We start from the raw sequence: 22,111 nt of genomic DNA, 5'->3' as shown, positions 1-22,111 counted from the left end.
AATGACGTGTTTGCCTGAGAGACTTTTAAGTGGTTATCAATCCTTTATAAACAATCATTTTTCACATAAAACAGCGCGTTATCAGCAATTGGCAACTGAAGGACAGAAACCTGAAGTTTTGGTCATTGCTTGTTGTGATTCGCGGGCAATACCAGAAACGATTTTTGATGCTAAACCAGGTGAAATTTTCACATTGCGCAATGTTGCAAATTTGGTTCCTCCCTTTTCTCCTGATAATCAGTATCATGCAACATCAGCAGCGATTGAATATGCCGTGCAATTGCTTGAGGTCAAGCATATCGTCGTTTTTGGTCATGCCCATTGTGGGGGAGTGTGCACTGCTCTTAAAGGAAAGTGCAAATCTTTATCGTCAAATGATTTTATTGGGCAATGGATAAGCCTTTTAGCACCAGCAGCACAAGCAGTTCTTGATAATAAATCACTGACCGCATCAGAACAGCAGATCGCATTAGAACAATTGTCTATACATTATTCATTGAAAAATTTAGAAACCTTTCCTTGGATAAAGGTACGCAAAGATCAAGGACTTTTAACACTACATGGGGTTTGGTTTGATATTTCAAGTGGTGAATTGTGGAGTGTAGAACAGGAAACAGGTCGTTTTGTGCGTGTTGAGGTTTAGAAAGATTAAGTATAACCTTTGCTGTCTTTTAAAAGTATTGTATGATAAATCTTGACAAAGCTAAGGTTTTATTGTTTGAAAGAATAAGCTTTCAGTGACAGGATTAACTTGGAGCCACCGACTGAGACCCCAATGTGAGGGTATAAAGAGATCTCAGAGGTCAACATCCGACGGCGCGATGCGTTCTCGGATGCCGCTTTGGTTGGTTTGTTATGCAGCAATGAGGTAGAGAATGTTTGAATCCTTACAAGAACGGCTTGGCTCCATACTGTCTCATTTGACAGGGCGGGGGGCTTTGTCGGATCAGGATGTTGCAGCGGCGTTGCGCGAAATTCGGCGTGCTTTATTGGAAGCCGATGTGGCGCTTGATGTTGCGCGTTCTTTTACCGATAGGGTTCGTGAAAAAGCTGTTGGGGCTGCAATTGTTAAATCAATTAAACCTGGACAGATGGTTGTTAAAATTGTCCATGACGAATTGGTGAATGTGCTTGGAAGTGAAGGCGTTCTCAGTGATCTCAATGCACCGGCACCTGTTGTGATGATGATGATTGGTTTGCAAGGTTCTGGAAAAACAACCACAACAGCAAAGCTTGCTAAGCGTTTAACGGACAAAAATAATAAAAAAGTTCTTATGGCGTCATTAGATACACGCCGTCCTGCAGCACAGGAACAACTTCGCCAATTAGGAGAACAAGCAAACTTGGCAAGTTTGCCTATTATTGCGGGGCAGTCTCCCGTCGATATTGCAATACGTGCGCTACAAGCAGCCAAATTGGGTGGTTATGATGTGTTGATTCTTGATACAGCAGGTCGTAACCATATTGATGAAGCTTTGATGCTTGAATTGGCTGAAATTAAAGCTTGTTCTCTTCCTCATGAAATTATGTTGGTGGCGGATAGTTTGACCGGTCAAGATGCTGTTCATCTGGCGCGCTCTTTTGATGAGCGGGTGGGAATTACAGGAATTATCTTAACGCGTATGGATAGTGATGGGCGCGGTGGTGCGGCTCTTTCTATGCGTGCTGTGACAGGAAAGCCGATTAAAGCAATTGGAATCGGTGAAAAAATAGATGCTTTGGAAGAGTTTCATCCGCGTCGTATTGCCGATCGTATTTTGGGAATGGGCGATATTGTTTCTTTGGTTGAAAAAGCTGCTGAAACAATGGATCATGAGAAGGCCGCCGCTTTTGCAAAAAAAATGCAAGCTGGAAAATTTGATCTCAATGATTTGGCAGAACAATTGCAGAAAATGAAAAAACTTGGGGGAATGGGCGGCATTATGGGAATGTTGCCAGGTTTGGGTAAGGTCAAAGATCAGATCGCTGCTGCAGGACTTGATGATCGTTTGTTTAATCGTCAATTGGCTATTATTTCGTCAATGACTCCCTTAGAGCGCGCCAATCCGGAACTGTTAAAACATAGCCGTAAACAACGCATTGCTAAGGGTTCTGGTACAAGTGCTGCTGATATTAATAAGCTTTTAAAAATGCATCGTCAAATGGCCGATATGGTCAAAGCCATAGGGGGTAAAGGCAAAGGTGGTTTGATGGGAAAGATGTTGAGTGGGCTTGGTTCTAAGATGGGGCTTGGTGGTATGGGAGCTGTGAGTGGTGATTCTGCAACTCTCCCTGATTTATCAGGATTTGATGCAAAGCAACTCTCAACACTTCAAAAACAGATTGAAAGTGGTAATGGAGGGAAGGTCTTGCCTGGTCTTCCAGGGCATGGGCTTACATTTCCTGGTCTTTCTAGTGGCGTTGCCGAGAGGGGAAAATTTCCTCAGCATCCCAAGAAAAAGTAAGATGCAAAGAGGAAAGGGAATATGATGCAGGAAAAAATATTGGATGAATTAGCGCATTTACGAGCATCCATTGATAATTTTGATGCAGCTTTGATTCATATTTTGGCAGAGCGGTTTCGTTGTACGAATGCTGTGGGGCATTTAAAAGCCCGTTATGATTTGCCTGCAGTCGACCCTCTGCGTGAACAATGTCAAGCAGAACGATTGCGGCAATTGGCTATAGAGAGTCATCTTGATCCCGATTTTGCTGAAAGATTTTTAAAGTTTGTCATTAAAGAAGTTGTGCATCACCATGAGGTGATCGCCAAAGAGCAAAAACAATGCAAATAAATTTAAACGAAAGCCAGAGCTGACAATAGGAGATAAAATATGGCATTAAAAATTCGTTTGTCCCGTGGAGGTTCAAAAAAACGTCCTTACTATCATATCGTTATTGCGGATGTACGTAGTCCGCGAGATGGACGTTTTATTGAACGTGTTGGTGCATGGGACCCAATGTTGCCGAAAGATGGACTGCGTGTGAAACTGGATGAAGAACGTATCCAATATTGGCTTGGTCAAGGTGCGCAGCCAACGGATCGCGTGTTACGGTTTTTGGATGCAGCTGGCTTGAAAAAACGTCCAACCCGCAATAATCCACAAAAAGGCGAACCGGGTAAAAAAGCACAAGAACGCATAGCTGCTGCAAAGCAAGCTGCTGAAGAAAATGCGTCGGCTGAAGCTGAATCCGCTTCAGAAGCATAAGAAGTGTGGCTGTTTAAAACAAGCAATTTTGCTTTTAAAAGATTTTATAGAGAAGTGAGTATTATCCGTTTTTGAATGACAAAAACGGATTTTCTTTAAAGAGATATTTATGTTTTAGTGACTATACTTTAAAAAAGTTATGGTGCGGTTTTAACTTTATAGCTTCCATAATGTGATGTTTTTTTACTTCTGCGCCTATTTTTTAAGGATTTATTTTTATTTATTATATATTCACTTGTTTGTTTTAAAGAGATGTCTCTTAAGGCACAAAAATCCGTTTTACGACGATGTTCCCTGAATGGTATAACGAAAGCTATTTTCCCAGCTTCCAATGTTGCAATAGCCTTTGCATTTGAGAGCGTTCAGTAGAAATATTTTCCTCCTTGCTTTAAGAATTTCTATTCACATGCTAATTTCGCTTTTAACGTGTAAGGGAATAGTTTTGATTGATTCAACATAGGAGAAATTTGAAATGAGAGAATTTTATGGTATTAGGATCTCTCATTCCAAATGAACAATGAATTATTATTATAAATAAATATATTACCTGTATTATAGGGAGACAGCAATTGTTATCGTTTTTTTGCCAAAAGCCGCTCTCCTTTTAAGTAATGAAGATAGATTTTTTAAAAATCAATGGCACGGCCTTTAATTTCCCAATCTCCATAGCGTGAAGGGTCTTTGCCACCACGTCCACCATTTTCTAAAGGTTTTTCTTCATTTTTTTCCTGTTTGCGTCTTTCTTGCGCTTCGTTTAGGGCGCGTTGTGCTGCGGGAGAGAGGGATTGTTGTTTGTTGATGGTCGTATTTTGTGTCTTTATTTTGTCATCTTTTTTATCCATTTTACACCTATTCCATTGAAGAAGCAGAAAGAAAACACCATCATATAATATTGATTGTATTTTATCATGGAGTTTTTTGAGTCATGAATATAATGCGTACAGCAATGCTTTTGGCTTTTATGACCGCTCTTTTTATGGGAGTTGGTTATCTTGTTGGAGGGGGCAGTGGCATGATCATTGCACTTTTGATAGCAAGTGGCTTAAACTTTTTTTCTTATTGGAATTCGGATAAAATCGTTTTACGCATGTATGGGGCGCGTGAAGTTGATCAGCATTCGTCTCCCGTTTATTATAAGATTGTAAGCGATTTAGCTAGGCGTGCTTCTCTTCCTCAACCAAAAGTTTATATTATTGATAATGCGCAGCCAAATGCTTTTGCTACGGGACGTAATCCTCAAAATGCGGCTGTCGCAGCAAGTACTGGATTGTTAAACACGTTGAGTGCAGAAGAGATTGCCGGTGTGATGGCTCATGAGCTTGCACATATTCAACATCGTGATACCTTAACGATGACCTTGACGGCAACAATTGCGGGAGCAATTTCAATGCTTGGGAATTTCGCTTTTTTTATGGGGGGACAGCGTAATTCTTCAGAGGGTTCTCATGGTGCTGGAGCAATCGGGGGGCTTATTGCTATGTTTGTGGCGCCTTTTGCTGCAATGCTGGTGCAAATGGCTATTAGTCGCACGCGTGAATATGCTGCTGATAGGCGAGGAGCTGAAATATGTGGTAATCCTTTATGGTTGGCTTCAGCATTGCGTAAAATTGCAGGCGGTGGGCAGACGGTATACAATGAAGAAGCAGAACATCATCCGGCAACAGCACATATGTTTATTATCAATCCTTTGAGTGGTGAAGGGGCCGATAGTCTTTTTTCTACCCATCCAGCAACGGCAAATCGTATTGCTGCTCTTTATCGGCAAGCCGAAGAGATGAAAGGAGCAATAACGAAAAATATGGAATGGAGTAAGGAAAGCGATTGGTATGAAAAAGGCAGAGGCTCTAAAGATTCTGATTCTGCTGCATGGACCAATGTTTTTGGCAATCAGGAAAAGAGTCCTTTTCAGCGTGTTAAAAAGCGCCCTTCTTGGCTTCGTTATGAAGATTCAAAAAAGCCTTGATTATTCAGCTTTTAAAGGAATAAAGGTGTTGTTTTGAAGCACGAAAATGCGGGGTGTGTGTCCGAAAAAAATGTTCCAGGACTAGCTGTCCGGCGGGTGTGTGTTCGTCTTTTAGGCGCGGTGCTTGATAAAAAGACCTCTCTTTCGGGTTTGATAGATAATGAACATGGACATCCACAATATTTAGGACTTTCACAGCGAGATCGTTCATTGTGCCGTGCTATTTTAGCAGCAGCGTTGCGTCATCGCGGGCAGATTGTGGCTGCTTTATCACGCTTTTTAGCACGTCCTTTGCCCTCACAAGCACTTGCACTGCAGCATCTTTTGCATATCAGTGTGGCACAAATTCTCTATCTTGATATTCCCGATCATGCTGTTATTGATTTAGCGGTGCGTGTGGCTAAACTTGATCCTCGTATGCGGCGGTTTTCAGGAATGGTCAATGCTCTTTTACGCAATGTTGCACGTGATGCGGTATTTTTACGCCAACAACCTCCTCGTATTGAGGGGAGTCCAGCATGGTTTTCCCAGCTTTTAGTCTCGACTTATGGAAAAGAAAAAGCTGAAAAGATTTTGGCAATTCAAAGTACTCCGCCTCCTCTCGATTTGACAGTGAAGTCTGATAGTGAGGGATGGGCTAAGAGGCTTGGGGGTGTTGTTTTGCCCAATGGTTCTGTTCGGTTGAGCAGTTTGGATGGTTCTGTTGTTGATTTAGCAGGTTACAGGGAAGGGGCTTGGTGGGTCCAGGATTTTGCTGCGGCGTTGCCTGCTTGCTTGCTTGGCAATATTCAGGGAAAGAAAGTTGCTGATCTTTGTGCAAGTCCTGGGGGAAAAACAGCACAATTGGTTTTGCAAGGCGCCGATGTGACAGCTATTGAACTTTCTGCTAATCGGATAAAGCGTTTAAAGGAAAATATGGAGCGCCTTCATTTTTCCGTTTCTACTTGGCAGGGGGATGTGAGAGATTTTCACTCCGAACAGCTTTTTGATGCTGTGCTTCTTGATGCGCCTTGTTCTTCTACGGGAACAATACGTCGTCATCCGGATATTTTATGGACAAAATCAATGGGCGATATCGCCAAATTGACAGAGCTCCAATATGATTTGCTTGTCGCAGCAATTGCTTTGATAAAAAAGGGAGGGTGCGTTGTTTTCTCCAATTGTTCTTTGGCAAAACAAGAAGGTGAGGATCTCATCGAAAAAATTGTATCGACACGTAGTGACGTTGTTTTAGAGCCTATCCTTGCAGAGGAAATGGGTGTTATGGCGCATTTGCTCTCGTGTAAGGGCATTTTGCGGACAACACCGGCAGATTTTTGTCATAAAAACTTTGGGTCTGATCACAACATCTTTTTAGGAATGGATGGTTTTTTTGCCGCACGCTTGCGAAAAGTGGCTTAATTAACGCTTCATTTACTAAAATGGCTGAAATTGTACGTGATTCAGTGCAAATGGAGATGAGATTGTGGCAATTGCGTTAAAAGGTCCTCAGGTAAAGGCGTCGGACTTTGTCTATGAAGCACACCAGTTTATACGGCGTTTATGGGTTGGACCACTATTTCGTTGGCGCTTTTCGGGATTTCGTCCTCATCAAATTTTAGCCTATCCCATTGATTTGCATTTAGCTGATCCGGTGATGGCACACGAATTTTACCATGGTCGTTTTGCTTTTGCGGGTCATGTGGTTCATTCTGGTGCGGTTTCCCCTTTTTCGTTAGTTCCCCCGACACCAGAATGGGAGGAGGCTCTTCATGATTTTCATTGGTTGCGACATATGGCAGCAGCTGGGAGCGATTTGGCAGCAGCACATGCGCGCGCACTTTTAGAAGATTGGCTCGATCAGTGGAGTAAAAAAGTAAAGGGGCTTGCTTGGAGTGCACCGGTTGTGGCACGGCGTTTAATTTCGTGGATTTGTCACGCGAAAATGCTCTTACAAGGGGCAAGTGAGCGGTTTGAAAAGCGGTTTTTGCGTACTCTTGGTTTCCAATTTCGCTATTTGCGCGTCATCATTTCCAGTATGGAAAAAAATGATAAACGTTTACAAGCCGCAGTTGCTTTGACATTTGCTTCTCTGGCTTTACCAGTTTCTGCGGCCATGAAAAAAAAGGCGCAAACCTTTCTTATTGAGGAGCTTTCATGCCAAATTTTGATTGATGGTGGACATATTTCGCGTAGCCCTGTCATTTTGCTCTATTTGTTATCAGATTTATTGTCGTTACGTCAGCTTTTTATGCATAGTAATGAAACCGCACCACGTATTTTGATTGATTCTGTTGAGCGTATGTTGCCGGCTTTGCGGTTTTTTATCCATGAAGATCAAACATTGGCGCATTTTAATGGGGTGGGCCCTCTGGTATCGCAACGATTATCAGCACTTTTAGAACTGGATGAGACAGCAGGGCATCCTTTTAGTTATGCGCGTTATTCAGGGTTTCAGCGTTTACAAGCCAATCAAACGACAGTGCTTGCTGATACAGGAAAGTTTCCACCTCGTTCTGCTGCTCAGCACGCTGGTTCGGGGTGTTTGTCTTTTGAAATGTCTTCACAGGGAAGCCGCTTTATTATTAATACGGGCGTTAATCCTTATGGGCGTGAAGAATATCGACATTTAGGCCGTGTTACCGCTGCTCACTCAACAGCAACAGTTAATGATTGTTGTGTGGGTGTTTTTCATAAAAAAAGAACGGGAGCTTCATTTTTGCTTGAGGGACCAACGGATGTGAAAGTGCGCCGTATAGAGGATTCCGAAAAGACTGGTTTTGTTGCTAGCCATGATGGTTATGTGCGACCTTTTCATCTTGTTCATGAGCGTGGTCTGATTTTAGCGACAAATGGCGATATGATCGAAGGTTTTGATCGCTTTTTTACGCCAAATGAGAAGCTTGCAAAGAAAGATAAGAAAGTTCAAAGTGAACAAAATAATGTTGCTGTTCGGTTTCATCTTCACCCAAAAGTGGAAGTCAACTATGATGGTAAGCGTGTGCGTTTAGCCTTGGAGGGTGGGCAAGTATGGTATTTTATATCGCCTGATGTAGATATTTGCCTTGAAGATTCAATTGATTTTGCTGAAGTAACAGGTCCGCAACGGACACAACAGATTGTTTTGTATTTTCGCCCTGCAGTTCAAGAAAAAGTTCGATGGCGTTTTCTTCGCTGTTCATCAGAACAATGATACCTTTTTATAATTACGGATAAAATGGAGCGTTATTCTTTCTGTGTTAAAATAGAGAGATTCTATCCTTTTGGTGTATTTTAATAAAGGCCTGTGCTATTAAAGTATAAGCTTATTTTACTTGAATTTTAACCATTTCATTTTTAGGGTTCCTGTTATGGGTGTTGTTGCAAAAAATTTTCCCATATCTGATCTTCATCAGGTTCGTCGTGTTCTGCTTTCTGTGTCTGATAAAACCGGCGTAGTTGCCTTTGCACAAGCGCTTCACGCTTATGGTGTTGAATTGATTTCAACAGGAGGAACAGCCAAAGCCTTAATGGCTGCTGGTTTACCGGTTAAAGACGTTGCTGAGGTCACAGGATTTCCAGAAATCATGGATGGGCGCGTCAAAACACTTCATCCTTTGATTCATGGTGCTCTGTTAGGAGTCAGAGATGATCCTAGTCATAAAAGTGCTATGGGGCAGCATGGCATTCATGGAATTGATCTTTTGGTGGTGAATCTTTATCCTTTTGAAGAGACTGTTCAATCAGGTGCTGATAGACAAACCATTCTTGAAAATATTGATATTGGTGGACCAGCAATGATCCGTGCTGCGGCAAAAAATCATGCTTATACGGCTGTTATCACAGCGGTGCGTGATTATGATGTAGTCCTTGCTGAATTGAAAAAGCATAATGGGTGTTTAAGTTTAGCTCTGCGACAGCAGCTAGCGATGCGTGCTTATGCGCACACGGCTGCTTATGATGCAGCCGTAGCAGCGTGGTTTGCAAAGGATTTAAAAATTGAAACACCATCTTGGCAGAGTTTTTCTGGACATCTTGAAACGGTTATGCGTTATGGGGAAAATCCGCATCAACAGGCAGCATTTTACCGCAATGGTGACAAACGTTTTGGTGTTGCAACCGCCAAACTTTTGCAAGGCAAAGCACTCTCTTATAACAATATGAATGATACAGATGCAGCATTTGAACTTGTGGCAGAATTTGATCCCCAAAAGACTGCTGCTGTTGCGCTTATTAAACATGCCAACCCTTGTGGTGTTGCTGAAGGGCAGAGTTTGAAAGAGGCTTATTTGAAAGCTTTGAGGTGTGATAATGTTTCGGCATTTGGTGGAATTGTGGCGTTAAACCAAACTCTCGATGAAGGATGTGCAGAAGAGATTATCAAAGTTTTTACGGAAGTGATTATTGCTCCTGATGCAACAATGGCAGCGCGTGAAATTATTGCAAGCAAGAAAAATCTTCGTTTGTTGATAACAGGTGGTGTTCCTGATCCACGTTGTGGAGGGCTTATTGCTAAAACGCTTGCGGGTGGAATTTTAGTGCAGTCACGTGATAATGTGGTGGTGGATGATCTTAAATTGCAAGTGGTGACAAAACGTGCACCAAGTCGAGATGAAATGCGTGATCTTCAATTTGCTTTTCGGGTAGCTAAACACGTCAAATCAAATGCTATTGTTTATGCAAAAAATACTGCAACAGTTGGGATTGGCGCGGGTCAAATGAGTCGTATTGATTCGGCAAAAATTGCTGCGCGTAAAGCGGAAGAAAGAGCAACGATCGCAGGCTTAACACAATCTCTTGCCAAAGGGGCCGTGGTTGCATCAGATGCCTTTTTTCCTTTTGCAGATGGTTTATTGGCAGCTGCTAGCGCAGGGGTTACAGCAGTTATTCAACCAGGTGGCTCCATGCGTGATGAAGAAGTGATTGCCGCTGCTGATGCGCATGATTTAGCGATGGTTTTTACGGGTGTACGGCATTTCCGCCATTAATAGTTTTGGTAATTATTTCTTTCGAATAAGACCAGTGTTGCAAAGAGCTTGTTGTGTCGGTGTATTTGGTTGTTAGCAGCTGCTAACGCAGGGGTTACAGCAAGTTATTCAACCAGGTCGCTCCATGCGTGATGAAGAAGTGATTGTGGCTTCTGATGCGCATGATTTAGCGATGGTTTTTACAGGTGTACGGCATTTGTATCATTAATGGTTTTGATGACTGCTTTTTTTAAACAAGAGACGTTTTAGATAATTTTAGCATGTTTTAGATGCATATCTGTTATGAAGTTATAACACGACTCTTTTTTGTCATTTGCTTTATATTTATGCCCTAAAGAGGGTAACGTTAGGTTGGAGTAAAAGGAAATGAATATTTTGCGTTCTTATAGTAATTGGCGCCGTTATCGGCGGACAGTGAATGCGTTAAGTCATCTTTCAACACACGAGCTTAATGATCTTGGCATTTGTCGTGGTGATATTGATTCAGTTGCGCGGCGCCATTCTTATAAATCTCTCTAAAATTTGTTTATAATAGAATTTGAGTAGAGCCTTTGTTATGAGGAAAGCGGCTATGGGACGTTTTCCTCTCTTTCTGATGTTACCAAGAGAGAATGTATCAGGGAAGCATTTATGTGTTCGCTATAGTATTTGCTTTGTGCTATTGTGAAAAGTAACTCTTATTAAAATTCTCAACATAACAGAGAGAGGGTATGCTCTGTTGTGGAATTTGTGCTTCTTTACAGCAAGGTTGTTGAGCATTAACAGCACTGTTTTGTGGTGTGCGTATTTTGTGGTGTATTTTTTAGTCTTTTTGCCGTAGCAGAAAAAGAGAGCCACCTAGAACACCAGCAGCTAAGATAAACCATGTAATAGCGTATGCAAGGTGATTGTTTCGAAATTGCACAACCGTGAGACCAGCAACGGGGAGAGCTCCTTGCGTGGCTGTTTTTTTTCCAGCATCAATGAAATAAGGTGCAACAGTGGACAAACCAAGTTTCTCTGCCATAGCAGGAAGTTCACGCGTGTACCATAAATTCTTGTCCGGATTATTTTTGCGTGGGAAAAAACCATTTTTTTCACTCATGCGCAATAAACCTACAATTGTGGTTTGTTTTTTCTCTGAGAGAGAATCCTGATGAGGTGCGGCATTTGTTTGTGATGGTTCTGAATTTTGGAAGTCATGGAGTGCATCCATAGGAATAAAACCACGATTGACAAAGGTCACGCTATTATCAGCTGCTTGTAAAGGGGTCAAAACCCAATAGCCCGTGGTATTTTGAGCAACAGCAATAACCAGAATATTTTTATCTGTCAAAAATTTTCCTGTGATAATGACAGGGCGATATTCGTCTTTCTCAAAAGTAGTCTTGACCCATTGATTTTGAGGCGGGGCTTTTATGGGAGGCAAATGAACACGTTGATTGGCACTCATGATAAGATTTGTTTTCCAGTTTAATCGTTGTATTTGCCATACACCTAATGCACTAAAGAGAAGAAAAAAACACATACATAATATGCCTAACAAAAGTGAAGAGAAACGGATAGGTTTTTGTTGAGGCTTTGCCATGGAGGAGGCTGTTTTGTTCATGATAATGCTTCCCTTTAGAGGAGATGGTAACTGTTCTTTTAGCATGCTCCATGTTAAAAAAAAATATTTTCTGTATCTTTTATAGGCAAAGAGAGCAGAATGAGATGATAAGGAACGCAAAAGACTTTACAAAAGACTTGACCTTTTGGTATCGACACCCTATTAAAAGCACACCTTCTCAATAATTCCGTTTAAGGGGGTGTTGTGCGCTCTTTGCGTCCATTCTGTTGTATGGGTATTGGGATTTTAAGAGTTTTTCAGAGTTTAAAGGTGAAGTTTATGTCTCGTGCTTGCGAATTGACAGGAAAAGCAGTTCTTTATGGCAATAATGTTAGCCACGCGAACAATAAAACCCGTCGTCGTTTTTTACCAAATCTTTGCAATGTGACATTGATTTCGGAAGTGTTACAGCAAAATTACCGTTTGCGTGTTTCGGCAAGTGCTTTGCGTTCTGTGGAGCATCGCGGTGGCTTGGATGGTTTTTTGCTTAAAGCCGATGATAAAGAGTTGTCACAACGGGCGCGTTTATTAAAGCGTCAGATTATTAAGAAAAAAGCTGAACAAAAGGCTGAACAGGCGGCGTAATGAGCTTTGTTTATGACACTGTTTGGTCTTTTTTTGTTTTATAGAGGTATTGTTTTTTCCATTTTATAGTTTTTGATCGTTGTATTTCATTGGTTCCATATCCCAGGTTAAAAAAATGTTTTCAGCACGCGATCTTTTATTGGCACGGCAAGAGAGCAGGTATATTGCTTGTTCGATTCTTGCTATGTGTCTTGCTGTGACTGCCTCTAATATTTTGGTGCAGTATCCTATTTATTGGTTTGGTTTAAATGACCTACTGACCTATGGCGCTTTTACCTATCCCTTTGCTTTTTTGATTAATGATTTGACCAATCGTTTTTATGGTCCAGCTGCTGCGCGTCGTGTGGTTTATGCTGGTTTTTTTGCTGGTGTTTTTGTTTCTTGGATTTTGGCGACTCCACGGCTTGCAATTGCTTCGAGTTTAGCATTTTTATTCGGGCAACTTCTTGATATTGCTGTTTTTACTCCTTTGCGTCGTAAAGTATGGTGGAAGGCTCCTTTGGCAGCAGCATTGGTGGGGTCGGCTTTGGATACAGTGGTGTTTTTTGCTCTTGCTTTTTCTAGCTCTTTTGCTTTTATCGATCAGATGACAGATTATGCCGATAGTTCAATTATAGAGAGCACCCTTTGGGGAGGGGTTGGGATCCCTGTTTGGTTTTCGCTTGCTGTTGGCGATTTTTCTATTAAAATTATTATGAGTTTGTTTATGTTAATCCCTTATAGAACAATCCTTAGCGCTATGAAAATGCCTCTTTATCATAGTAGTCATATCAAGAGATGATTTATCTGTTGTTGAAAGCAAATAATAGTCTTTGTTCTCTGATTGTTTTGAAAGTTAGAAAACAGCGCTCTTTGTTTTCTTAAGAGTAGCATTGTAGAATCATTTTCAATATAGACATGTTTCGATATGACCTCAAAAGGTTGTTTTGGTTTTAAAAAGCAGGAGGCTTCTCAAGATTCAGAGCTCTATGCATCCTGGACAATTTAATTTTCTTAAATGTGATTTCTTTTTTGATAATACATTGATTTTAAACAATAAATAAATGTATTCAACTTGTATTGTTAATCCGAATACAATCAGTTTTTCTCATCTCAAAACCTCTTATATTGAAGCCATTAAAATTGTTCCCTTGCGCGTCAAGAGCAGGGTGGAGCGTGGGTGAAAATACTGCAAAAAGGAGGTAATATATCTCTTTTGAAAACTCTCAAATGCAAGAACTCTCACCATATTTGGAGCTGGCAAATAATATGATGATGCTCGTTTGCTGTTTCATCAGTGTAAAAATGGTGGTGCATAATGGTTTTACTGCTATAATTTTTATGGGTGGTACTCGTGAAATGGGCTTGAGAGCTTTGAGAGATGTTTCTTCAAAAAGCCTGTGCGATTGGCAATATAATAGCATGTTTTAGCATCCTGTTGTGCATGAGGAATGCGATTCTATTAAAGAACCAGAGAAATAACAGCATGAGGCAATGCGGAATCTCCATGAGAGGATGGAAATTATAAGGAATGCTTCACAAATGACTATTGTTCAATGAAAGATAGTTTACAACTTTCTAAGAAAAAGCCGTATTCTGAAATTGAAGAAGAAAAGATGATTATTTTTATTTATGACCAATGATCAAGTAAAAGACAATATATTGAATTATAATAATTTATTGTTTTAAGAATCTCAATATCATAAGATTTTTTTATTTGAAATTTTTTCATGGTCAATCAATAAAAATCACTCTTTTGTATGCCATCAATAGGATTAACGTGTAGATCCATTTTATAAAGGGGAAAGATATCTCTTCTGAACATTCTTAAATGCAAGAGTCTTTGTGTATTGAAAGCTGAAAAAGAAAAAATAGTGATATTGGTTTTACCCTCATAAGAAGACAAGCTTTATGGAGAGAGGCATAGTATTGTAATTTTGATCGTGTGCAATGGTTTGTCTGCTTAAAAGTATGGCTTATCGCATTATGCTGTAAAACACCGTTGTTTGAGGTACAATGATATAAGCATATAAGACTTTATACGTTCAATGTTTTTAGAAGGTGTTGTATGCATATTCAGGATAGGATTTGCTCGTAGAGCCAAGTAAACCTACGAATGGTCAACAGGTGAAATTCATTGAGAGTAGCTGGATTGTTTACAGTCTGGCACGAGTAGGAATCTTCCTCATTTGAGGTGTGGAGAGGGGATCAATAAACCAATTTTTTAAGAAATTCTTCTGGTTTTAGTTGCTTTAATTTTATGGTTTTAGAGCTCATTGCAGCATTCTCTATTCTCCTTTTAAGCCCAAGGTTTTGTGTGGTTTCAGCATAGCTTGTTTGGTCATTTGTCATCTTGGTTTGGTTAACAATAAATTCTTTGGCGAGAGTCTCTTATCCTGCATAAGAAGTACTACCAGGGTGCTTAAATGTGAACTCATTTCGTTTTTATGGACCATGGCTGCGATGATGTGGTCTTATCTGCATTTTCTTTACGCTTCATTGTTTTGATTGCTTGAAGAATTCTTTTTGCTGCTCTGAAAGAGCAGTTATTCACCCATTCTGAACGTGTTGTTTGACGTATTCAACCACCAAACACGGCATCTTTATGCTGCTTCTTTGATAATAAATATCGTATTTTACCATAGTTTCACTGGATGATTGGGGTACTGCTGTTTATTGTTTGGTATCTGTATTCTATCAGCATTTGGTGTTTTACATTTACGGTAGTGGTGTTGCAGAGCAGGAGCTGTAGAGTTCATTTTGCTCATTTTTTGCATTGCATGATCGCATATATCACTATGTCTGTCCCTTTCTTTTTTTATCGCAGTGGTATGGAAAAAAGGGAGTAAAGCAATTGAGCACATATTTTAATTTTTGGGTCAACGCGGTTTTGGAAGAGGGAGAGTCAAATAAAGAGCACGAGGTTTGCTTTTAATGTTTCTTAAGAGAATGAAGTTTTTTATTGCTAAAGAGGGATTCTAATTGTTTTGTTATAGCGTTGGCGAGTTCTTCGGCATTCATAATTGTTACAGCATGTTGATAATAGCGTGTGACATCATGACCAATACCAATGGCAATGAGTTCTATAGGAGAATGTGTTTGGATTTCTTGAATCACCGCGCGTAAATGTTTTTCTAAATAATTGCTGGAATTAACCGATAGCGTTGAATCATCAACGGGAGCTCCATCGGAAATAATCATAAGAATGCGACGTTGTTCACGTCGTGATAAAAGGCGTTTATGGGCCCAAATCAACGCTTCACCGTCGATATTTTCTTTTAGTAATCCTTCCTGCATCATGAGACCTAAATTGCGTCGTGCACGACGCCATGGGGTATCAGCATTTTTATAGATTATGTGGCATAAATCGTTAAGGCGACCAGGATGATTGGGTTTGTTTTGGCGAAGCCACTGTTCGCGTGATTGTCCTCCTTTCCAAGTTTTGGTGGTAAAGCCTAAAATTTCAACTTTTACACCGCAACGTTCAAGAGTTTGTGTCAAAATATCTGCACAACTTGCTGCAACTGTAATGGGGCGCCCTCGCATGGAGCCCGAATTGTCAATGAGGAGTGAAACAACGGTATCGCGAAATTGGGTATTGCTTTCCATTTTGAAAGAAAGCGGTTGCATGGGATCAATGATCAGGCGTGAAAGCCGTGCGGTATCGAGATATCCTTCCTCAAGGTCAAAGGTCCAATTGCGATTTTGTTGTGCCATAAGGCGGCGTTGTAGACGATTTGCTAAGCGCCCAACAATATTTTGCAGATGATTGATTTGTCTATCAAGATAACGACGCAAGTGATCCAATTCGCTCTCAGAACAAAAATCCGTCGCCTCCAAAACTTCATCAAACTGACGGGTGAAAACTTTATAGTCAGCAAGTCTTTCCATTTGCTCTGAAACAGTAAAAAGACGTTTGGAGTGACTCGATTCTTTTTGCCTAGAACCTCTTTCTTGCTCTTTTGCATCTTTATGATTGTCATTTGACTTTGTTGCTTTGGTTTTTCCTTTGTCTTGCACGTCACTTTCTTGTTCAGTGGCGGCTTGTTCTTCGTTCTTAGTGTGTTTTGGTTTTTTGCTGTCGTTGTCTGTTTTGTTTGGTGGTTCACACGCGTTTGTTGATTTTTGATTGTTTATGTTGCTCGATGTTTCTTCAAATTGCGCTGCCATTTTTAATGTAACAAGCATTTGGCGAACAATCCGCGCAAATGCATGTTGATCGTGAACATGGTGGGTTAGTTCATTCAGTTCTGTAGCAGCTTTTTGTTCAATTTCTTGACGCCATAACTCTAATACAGATCCTGCTTCTTTTGGGGGAGGGCGTTTTGTGATTTTTTCACGCAATAAAAGCGCAATTGCTTCTTGAATGGGAGCTTCACTTTGGCTACGAATCTTTTGATAATGAGCTCTTTGATATTTATCAGCAAGCATGCCATCAAGATTTTGTGCAATTCCTTCCATACTTAAAGTGCCGATTGCTTCAACACGTGTTTGCTCGAGAGCATCAAAGATAGCACGTGCTGTTGATTCTCGTGGAGAAAATTGTTGGTGGATGTGCTTATCATGCCATGCTGTACGTAGCGCCATGGAATCGCCTAGTCCGCGGCTAATTGTTATATCTTTATCTGTCGCGTGTTGTGAGAGTTCCGGTAAGCGGGCGTATTTTTCGCTTAAAGATGGTCGGTCATGGCTAAAGGAAACTTCAAGGTTGGGCGTACCAGCAATGGCACGGATACAAGTGGAAAGTGCTTTTTTAAAAGCTTCAGCATTAAGACTGCTGTGGGAAGAGTCATTTGTTAGATTTTTGTGGTCACCAGTATTGGTAGCCATGATTGACATATTCCTTAAGGCAAAACACCATGAATGAGAGATTCGGGAAGCTCTTCTCCAAAGGCACGTTGATAAAACTCTGCGACCATGGCACGTTCAAGTTCATCACATTTATTGAGAAAAGTAAGCCTAAAGGCAAAACCAGCATTTTGAAAAATTGTCGTATTTTCTGCCCACGTAATGACAGTGCGCGGGCTCATGACTGTGGAAAGATCTCCATTGATAAAGGATTGACGTACCATATCAGCAACATGAACCATTTGTGAAATTGTCTTTTTGCCCTCTGTTGTTTGAAAGAATTTGACTTTAGAACAAACAATGTCAACCTCTTTATCATGGGGTAAATAATTGAGGATCGTTACAATGGACCAACGATCCATTTGCGCTTGATTGATTTGTTGTGTACCATGATAAAGCCCTGTTGTATCACCAAGACCAACGGTATTTGCAGTGGCAAAAAGGCGAAAGGCTGGATGAGGCGTGATGACACGGCTTTGATCAAGTAGGCTTAGGCGTCCAGATGCTTCAAGGACGCGCTGGATGACAAACATAACATCAGGACGTCCTGCATCATATTCATCGAAAACAAGGGCAATATTGTTTTGATAAGCCCATGGCAAAATGCCTTCTTTAAATTCAGTGATTTGCAAGCCATCTTTTAAAACAATGGCATCTTTTCCTACCAAATCAATACGGCTTACATGACTGTCGAGATTAATGCGGATACAAGGCCAATTAAGACGCGCCGCAACTTGTTCAATATGTGTTGATTTACCTGTACCGTGATAGCCGGAAATCATGACACGGCGGTTAAATGCAAAACCTGCTAAAATCGCTAAAGTCGTTTGCTGATCAAAAAGATAATCGGGATCTACATCGGGAACATGGGAGCTTTTCGTGCTAAAGGCTGGAACCTTCATATCCGTATCAATGTGAAACAGATCACGAGCGCAGAGTGTGGTATCGGGCACATTTTCAACTGTAAGCTTTGTTTTTGTCATTGTTTTTCTGGAAGGGAGAGAACGCTATTTTCGGTTGTTAAAAAATGATACAGGACTTAAAGCACTTATGCAATGCCCTATGGTAAAAGTCTTAAATGTGAAAGAAACCCTTCGTGTTTTATAATATTTTGCGAAAGCAGAGATCATTCGAATGAAGAGTGAAGTTGTTAGGTGCGATTTTCCTTAGCATAAAGCAAATTTAGGGGCAAATGATAGGCGTGTAAAACATCCCGAAAGCGCTCTTCTTAAAGAATGATTGTCACTATTAGAGACAGGATGGTGTTTTCTGACTTGCTCTTTTACATTTTTTTATAATTCGAACAGAATAGAGCTCTTTGAATGTACGCTTTTTAGCACAAACCAGATTTTTTGAGTAAATTATAGGCATGTAAAACATCGCGAAAGCGCTCCTCTGAAGAACGGTTACCGCCATTGGAATCTGGATGATGCTTTTTTACCAGCTCTTTATATTTTGCTTTAATATCTTCAGATGTCGCGTTTGCTGGTAACCCTAAGGTATCAAAAGCTTTGGCTTCTAAAGGTTTTAATCTTCGCGATGCATTATTGCTTCCATGACGCCCAGTAAATAGCGCGAAGGGATCACGCATACGATTTTGATAGGCAGCTGTACCAGAGCGAATTTGTGCGTAATTGGCAGCTGTTTTTTTTGATGTTCCATTGCTCAAATCCGTCGGCCACGTTGGGCGATGCCCTGTGAGAGCATCTTTTTGGAACTTGGCAATATCTTTATCACTAAGACCAGAGAAATAATTAAAATTTTTGTTATAGGCACGCACATGCTCAATGCAAAAATGGAGATACTGTCCTTCGTGATTTCGTCCCGCTGGTGCTTTATGGGATGCCGATTTTTCACACCCTTCCCATTGGCACTGTTGTGTTTCTGATTCAGCTTTTTGTTTTTTATTGGAGCTGATTCGAATTGAGTCGAATAATTTAGATGTTATTGTCATATCTTTGATTTATGCAAAATCAATCGATTTGACAAGAATTGACTTTTGAAAAAATTATTTTCACATTCGTTTGCTAGTGAAAAAAATGCTTTTGTACCATGCATTTTGGGAAGGAATAAAAAATGTCTACAACAGTTCAAACAACAATTAACAGGAAACTTCAGGATGCTTTTCATCCACAAAAACTTGAGGTGATTAATGAGAGCCATCTGCATGAGGGACATCCACATGATGAACATGCTTTTGATGGTAAAGGAGAAACGCATTTTCGGGTGAAAATTCTCTCTTCTGCTTTTATAGGCAAGACACGTGTAGAAATCCATCGAGCGATTTATCACGTTTTACAAAAAGAGCTTGCAACCTGTGTTCATGCTTTAGCGCTTGAGGTTGAATCGATTTAATATTTTACTTTTGTTCAAAAAATTTTAAGAGCGAAATAGAGTTTTTTCAGATATGAAAAGCGCAGAAATCTATCGGGTGATTGTATCTCAGTTTTATAGAATGGATTCGTAAATTTGTATTCGTGCTTTGGCGCTTAAGATTACATCGGTTTTATTTTCTCTTTTTGGATAAATATTTCAAGAACGTGGGTGCGCCTTTTGATAAATTTCCAATAAGTGGTCCGTATCAACGTGGGTATAGGCTTGGGTGGTGGAAAGACTCGCATGGCCAAGAAGTTCTTGAATCGTGCGTAAATCTCCTCCCCTTGATAAAAGATGTGTGGCAAAGGAATGGCGCAATGTATGGGGCGTTGCTGTTTCTGGTAAACCAAGCTGTGCTCGTAAGTTTCGCATAGCACGTTGAATGATGGCTGCTTGTAGGGGGCCACCCTTTGCACCTCGGAACATTGGTTGGTTGTCTCCTAAAGGGTATGGGCAGCATTTAAGATAATTTTGTACGGCTTCGTGAACAACGTTGATGAGAGGAACAAGGCGCGTTTTTCCTCCTTTGCCTGTTATGAATAAGCTTTTTTTCTGGGGGTCAGAAAATTGTTCGGGGGTGAGGCTTAAAGCTTCAGATATCCGCATTCCACAGCCATAGAGGAGGACGAAAACAGCAGTATTACGAGCGGTAATCCATGGTTCATTTTCTTGTTGATTTTCTTGTTTTACTAAATGTAGTGCTGATTTTATCGCTAAAGGTTTTGGTAGGGATTTGGGGTGTTTTGGGGTGCGAACAAGCTTCGCAGCAGGAATATTGACAATTCCTTCACGAGATAAGTAGCTGAAAAAAGAACGCAACCCTGCCATTCCTCGGCTCAAGGAACGTGCACTTATCTTGCTCGCACGCCGATAAGCCAAATAAGATCGCAAATCAACAACACGCAAATTGGCAAGATCATTGAAGGTTGGTTTATGTCCTAAATGTTGACAGAGAAAAGACAAAAATTGTCGTGTATCACGTTCATAGGCTTCTACTGTTTTTACAGCCATGCGACGTGTTTCGAGCAAACAATCCAGCCAATTTTTTCTTGCGCTCAAAACAGCATGATCTGCTGGAATAAGAGGGATATTTTCATCTTTTCTCGTATCATCTTTTAGGGACATTTTTTAATTGAGGGTCTCTTTCTTAGTCGGTTCTTCACTCTTCTCATTTTGTGATTGCACTTCGCTATTGGCAAGCTGTTTTTCACCTTTGAGAGAGAGTATCTTTAAAAGATTATTTGTTGACATAAGATGCGCAAAGATCAATCCTAAAAAGCCATTTTTATGGAGCTTTGCAAGTTGACTTGCGGAGAGTTTATTCAGTTTTTCTTCATCAACAATCCAAAAGTGCTCTAATTGCGCTGAAAGACCTTTGTCGTTCTTCACATTGATGGATTTTTGACTGAGAAGATCCATCTCTACAAGGGCGTCAATAAACTCAGCGGTTTTTTCCATAGCGATTTTGAAGCTTTCAAGAAAACGAATGCGCTCTTCCATAAAGGGAGAAATAGAACCATCGGAATTAAAAAGTTCTGTGCCGGTTACTTCATTAAACATGCCTGATTTTTGATCAAAGCAAACAGAAAGCTCTTTTTCATTGCTCAGTTGAGCAAGAACAAAAGGATAGCGGCGGACAAAAGCTGGAACATAAGTATTTGTTTTCCAACTCTTATCAGAGTCTATATAATCATTTTCATCGTTAGAAAGACCAACAAGAGCAGCAGATGTATAATGCCGTTTCTTTTGTTCGTCTTCTGCGGACATAAATAAAATGGGATAATCTAGTGCTGCTTGAAAATATTCACTACTTGCTAAAGGAACCCAGTGGGTGTCTTTGGCGAAAGACATATCACTTGGAGGGGCAAATTTAAGGTTTTTATGAGAAACTTTGTTGATTGGGGTGATATCTTTGTAAAATAGCATAACATTTGCCATAAGACTTCTCCTTGTATTAATTTGCTTTGTTACCAAGAAAAACTTTGAGAAAGATATGTCTCATATGGCAACAAGATTGAAAGAAAATTATTAGATTATAAGGATTCGTTTGTGAGAGATAATGTTTTTGCATGAAGTATAATCAAAAAAAGCTTAAAAATAAAGTCTATCTTGCCATTATTGGTCATGCCCATGGCATAAAAGGCGATGTTTGGGTTAAGATCTTAAGTGATAAACCGCAGTATTTAAAAACTTACGGTACTCTTTATGATGATATGGGGCGCTGTTATGAAATTGTAACGCTTCGCATGCAAAAAAACAATGCGATTGTGCATTTTAAAGGAATTGAAAATCGCAATGCTGCCGAGGCTTTAAAAGGGATTCGCCTCTATGTTAGTCGAGATCAATTGGTAGAGGATTTAACGGAGGATGAATTTTATCAAGCCGATTTAATAGGGCTTAGTATTCAAGATGGTGTTGGTCAAATCTTGGGCGAGGTGAGTGGTTTTTTTAATTTTGGCGCTGGTGATTTGCTTGAAATGCGGTTGAATACGGGTAAAACTGTGCTTATTCCCTTTAGTAAGGCAGCTGTGCCAGAAATTTGCCTTGCTGCTGGCTTTTTGGTTGTTGATCCAGTGGCAGCTGGTTTAAGTGATATATGAGAAAAGAATAAATCACCTGGAACTCCAAAAAATAACAA

Annotated in this window: 19 protein-coding genes and 1 pseudogene; 13 read left to right on the top strand and 7 right to left on the bottom strand. The window is 40.4% G+C overall.

Going from position 1 to position 22,111, the window contains the following annotated elements; all coding sequences use genetic code 11:
* Nucleotide 1 precedes the first annotated feature (1 nt).
* The 4 genes and pseudogenes from PVV68_RS00190 (at nt 2) to rpsP (ending at nt 3,188) form a co-directional block, all read left to right on the top strand.
* Nucleotides 2-643 (top strand): carbonic anhydrase, encoded by a 642-nt coding sequence (locus tag PVV68_RS00190; protein WP_273719725.1) that lies wholly within the window; start codon nt 2-4, stop codon nt 641-643.
* Between the two features lie 232 nt (nt 644-875).
* On the top strand, nt 876-2,444 hold the full coding sequence (gene ffh, locus PVV68_RS00185) for a signal recognition particle protein (RefSeq protein ID WP_273719726.1): 1,569 nt from the start codon (nt 876-878) through the stop codon (nt 2,442-2,444).
* Nucleotides 2,445-2,468: 24 nt separating this feature from the next.
* Nucleotides 2,469-2,797 (top strand): annotated as a pseudogene (locus tag PVV68_RS00180) (chorismate mutase).
* A 16-nt stretch (nt 2,798-2,813) separates the two neighbouring features.
* The gene (gene rpsP, locus PVV68_RS00175) at nt 2,814-3,188 is read left to right on the top strand and encodes a 30S ribosomal protein S16 (protein ID WP_273719728.1); all 375 of its coding nucleotides are present in this window, start codon (nt 2,814-2,816) and stop codon (nt 3,186-3,188) included.
* A gap of 626 nt (nt 3,189-3,814) precedes the next feature.
* Here rpsP and PVV68_RS00170 read toward each other — a convergent pair.
* Complete coding sequence (locus PVV68_RS00170) at nt 3,815-4,030, bottom strand: DUF1674 domain-containing protein (RefSeq protein WP_273719729.1); 216 nt, start codon at nt 4,028-4,030, stop codon at nt 3,815-3,817.
* An 83-nt stretch (nt 4,031-4,113) separates the two neighbouring features.
* On the opposite strand from PVV68_RS00170, the gene htpX reads away from it, so the two are divergent.
* The 5 genes from htpX to PVV68_RS00145 all read left to right on the top strand — a co-directional run bounded on the left by htpX (nt 4,114) and on the right by PVV68_RS00145 (nt 10,616).
* Nucleotides 4,114-5,151, top strand: coding sequence for a zinc metalloprotease HtpX (htpX, locus tag PVV68_RS00165; RefSeq protein WP_273719730.1), 1,038 nt, complete (start codon nt 4,114-4,116; stop codon nt 5,149-5,151).
* Nucleotides 5,152-5,184: 33 nt separating this feature from the next.
* On the top strand, nt 5,185-6,552 hold the full coding sequence (locus tag PVV68_RS00160; RefSeq protein ID WP_273719731.1) for an RsmB/NOP family class I SAM-dependent RNA methyltransferase: 1,368 nt from the start codon (nt 5,185-5,187) through the stop codon (nt 6,550-6,552).
* A 64-nt stretch (nt 6,553-6,616) separates the two neighbouring features.
* Nucleotides 6,617-8,323, top strand: coding sequence for a heparinase II/III family protein (locus tag PVV68_RS00155; protein ID WP_273719732.1), 1,707 nt, complete (start codon nt 6,617-6,619; stop codon nt 8,321-8,323).
* Nucleotides 8,324-8,480: 157 nt separating this feature from the next.
* On the top strand, nt 8,481-10,097 hold the full coding sequence (gene purH / locus PVV68_RS00150) for a bifunctional phosphoribosylaminoimidazolecarboxamide formyltransferase/IMP cyclohydrolase (RefSeq protein WP_273719733.1): 1,617 nt from the start codon (nt 8,481-8,483) through the stop codon (nt 10,095-10,097).
* A gap of 366 nt (nt 10,098-10,463) precedes the next feature.
* Nucleotides 10,464-10,616 (top strand): DUF1127 domain-containing protein, encoded by a 153-nt coding sequence (locus PVV68_RS00145; protein WP_273719734.1) that lies wholly within the window; start codon nt 10,464-10,466, stop codon nt 10,614-10,616.
* Nucleotides 10,617-10,899: 283 nt separating this feature from the next.
* Here the strand turns inward: PVV68_RS00145 and PVV68_RS00140 are convergent, their stop codons facing one another.
* Nucleotides 10,900-11,685 carry an SURF1 family protein gene (locus tag PVV68_RS00140; protein WP_273719735.1) on the bottom strand — a complete coding sequence of 262 codons (786 nt, stop codon included), beginning with the start codon at nt 11,683-11,685 and terminating at the stop codon, nt 10,900-10,902.
* Between the two features lie 279 nt (nt 11,686-11,964).
* On the opposite strand from PVV68_RS00140, the gene rpmB reads away from it, so the two are divergent.
* Entirely contained in the window at nt 11,965-12,270 is a 306-nt protein-coding gene (gene rpmB, locus PVV68_RS00135; RefSeq protein WP_273719736.1) for a 50S ribosomal protein L28, read from the top strand.
* A 115-nt stretch (nt 12,271-12,385) separates the two neighbouring features.
* Nucleotides 12,386-13,051 (top strand): VUT family protein, encoded by a 666-nt coding sequence (locus PVV68_RS00130; RefSeq protein WP_273719737.1) that lies wholly within the window; start codon nt 12,386-12,388, stop codon nt 13,049-13,051.
* Between the two features lie 2,129 nt (nt 13,052-15,180).
* On the opposite strand, the gene cobT is transcribed toward PVV68_RS00130, so the two are convergent.
* The 3 genes from cobT to PVV68_RS00115 form a co-directional block, all read right to left on the bottom strand.
* Nucleotides 15,181-17,079: a cobaltochelatase subunit CobT gene (cobT, locus tag PVV68_RS00125; protein WP_273719738.1), complete on the bottom strand. Its 1,899-nt coding sequence runs from the start codon at nt 17,077-17,079 to the stop codon at nt 15,181-15,183.
* Between the two features lie 14 nt (nt 17,080-17,093).
* Nucleotides 17,094-18,080 (bottom strand): cobaltochelatase subunit CobS, encoded by a 987-nt coding sequence (gene cobS / locus PVV68_RS00120; protein WP_273719739.1) that lies wholly within the window; start codon nt 18,078-18,080, stop codon nt 17,094-17,096.
* A 350-nt stretch (nt 18,081-18,430) separates the two neighbouring features.
* A complete protein-coding gene (locus PVV68_RS00115; protein ID WP_273719740.1) occupies nt 18,431-19,051 on the bottom strand; it encodes a J domain-containing protein in 621 nt (206 codons plus the stop codon).
* A 122-nt stretch (nt 19,052-19,173) separates the two neighbouring features.
* Here PVV68_RS00115 and PVV68_RS00110 point away from each other — a divergent pair, with 122 nt between their 5' ends.
* Complete coding sequence (locus PVV68_RS00110) at nt 19,174-19,452, top strand: BolA family transcriptional regulator (RefSeq protein WP_273719741.1); 279 nt, start codon at nt 19,174-19,176, stop codon at nt 19,450-19,452.
* A 177-nt stretch (nt 19,453-19,629) separates the two neighbouring features.
* Here the strand turns inward: PVV68_RS00110 and PVV68_RS00105 are convergent, their stop codons facing one another.
* On the bottom strand, nt 19,630-20,598 hold the full coding sequence (locus PVV68_RS00105) for a tyrosine recombinase XerC (RefSeq protein WP_273719742.1): 969 nt from the start codon (nt 20,596-20,598) through the stop codon (nt 19,630-19,632).
* 3 nt (nt 20,599-20,601) lie between these two features.
* Nucleotides 20,602-21,411 carry a SapC family protein gene (locus PVV68_RS00100; RefSeq protein ID WP_273719743.1) on the bottom strand — a complete coding sequence of 270 codons (810 nt, stop codon included), beginning with the start codon at nt 21,409-21,411 and terminating at the stop codon, nt 20,602-20,604.
* 131 nt (nt 21,412-21,542) lie between these two features.
* On the opposite strand from PVV68_RS00100, the gene rimM reads away from it, so the two are divergent.
* Nucleotides 21,543-22,073: a ribosome maturation factor RimM gene (gene rimM / locus PVV68_RS00095; RefSeq protein WP_273719744.1), complete on the top strand. Its 531-nt coding sequence runs from the start codon at nt 21,543-21,545 to the stop codon at nt 22,071-22,073.
* The last annotated feature ends 38 nt before the right edge of the window (nt 22,074-22,111 follow it).

It is taken from the genome of Bartonella sp. ML69XJBT, from assembly GCF_028618515.1.
Taxonomy (GTDB): Bacteria; Pseudomonadota; Alphaproteobacteria; order Rhizobiales; family Rhizobiaceae; genus Bartonella.
Note: the sequence above shows the minus strand (reverse complement) of the source record. Positions and strands in the feature narration are given on the sequence as shown.

Coding starts and splice junctions, on each gene's coding strand:
- PVV68_RS00145 (WP_273719734.1), top strand. CDS start 10,464: ATGAATATTTTGCGTTCTTATAGTAATTGGCGCCGTTATCGGCGGACA.
- ffh (WP_273719726.1), top strand. CDS start 876: ATGTTTGAATCCTTACAAGAACGGCTTGGCTCCATACTGTCTCATTTG.
- cobT (WP_273719738.1), bottom strand. CDS start 17,079: ATGGCTACCAATACTGGTGACCACAAAAATCTAACAAATGACTCTTCC.
- PVV68_RS00170 (WP_273719729.1), bottom strand. CDS start 4,030: ATGGATAAAAAAGATGACAAAATAAAGACACAAAATACGACCATCAAC.
- htpX (WP_273719730.1), top strand. CDS start 4,114: ATGAATATAATGCGTACAGCAATGCTTTTGGCTTTTATGACCGCTCTT.
- PVV68_RS00105 (WP_273719742.1), bottom strand. CDS start 20,598: ATGTCCCTAAAAGATGATACGAGAAAAGATGAAAATATCCCTCTTATT.
- cobS (WP_273719739.1), bottom strand. CDS start 18,080: ATGACAAAAACAAAGCTTACAGTTGAAAATGTGCCCGATACCACACTC.
- rpmB (WP_273719736.1), top strand. CDS start 11,965: ATGTCTCGTGCTTGCGAATTGACAGGAAAAGCAGTTCTTTATGGCAAT.
- PVV68_RS00130 (WP_273719737.1), top strand. CDS start 12,386: ATGTTTTCAGCACGCGATCTTTTATTGGCACGGCAAGAGAGCAGGTAT.
- rpsP (WP_273719728.1), top strand. CDS start 2,814: ATGGCATTAAAAATTCGTTTGTCCCGTGGAGGTTCAAAAAAACGTCCT.
- PVV68_RS00115 (WP_273719740.1), bottom strand. CDS start 19,051: ATGACAATAACATCTAAATTATTCGACTCAATTCGAATCAGCTCCAAT.
- PVV68_RS00110 (WP_273719741.1), top strand. CDS start 19,174: ATGTCTACAACAGTTCAAACAACAATTAACAGGAAACTTCAGGATGCT.
- PVV68_RS00190 (WP_273719725.1), top strand. CDS start 2: ATGACGTGTTTGCCTGAGAGACTTTTAAGTGGTTATCAATCCTTTATA.
- PVV68_RS00140 (WP_273719735.1), bottom strand. CDS start 11,685: ATGAACAAAACAGCCTCCTCCATGGCAAAGCCTCAACAAAAACCTATC.
- purH (WP_273719733.1), top strand. CDS start 8,481: ATGGGTGTTGTTGCAAAAAATTTTCCCATATCTGATCTTCATCAGGTT.
- PVV68_RS00100 (WP_273719743.1), bottom strand. CDS start 21,411: ATGGCAAATGTTATGCTATTTTACAAAGATATCACCCCAATCAACAAA.
- rimM (WP_273719744.1), top strand. CDS start 21,543: ATGAAGTATAATCAAAAAAAGCTTAAAAATAAAGTCTATCTTGCCATT.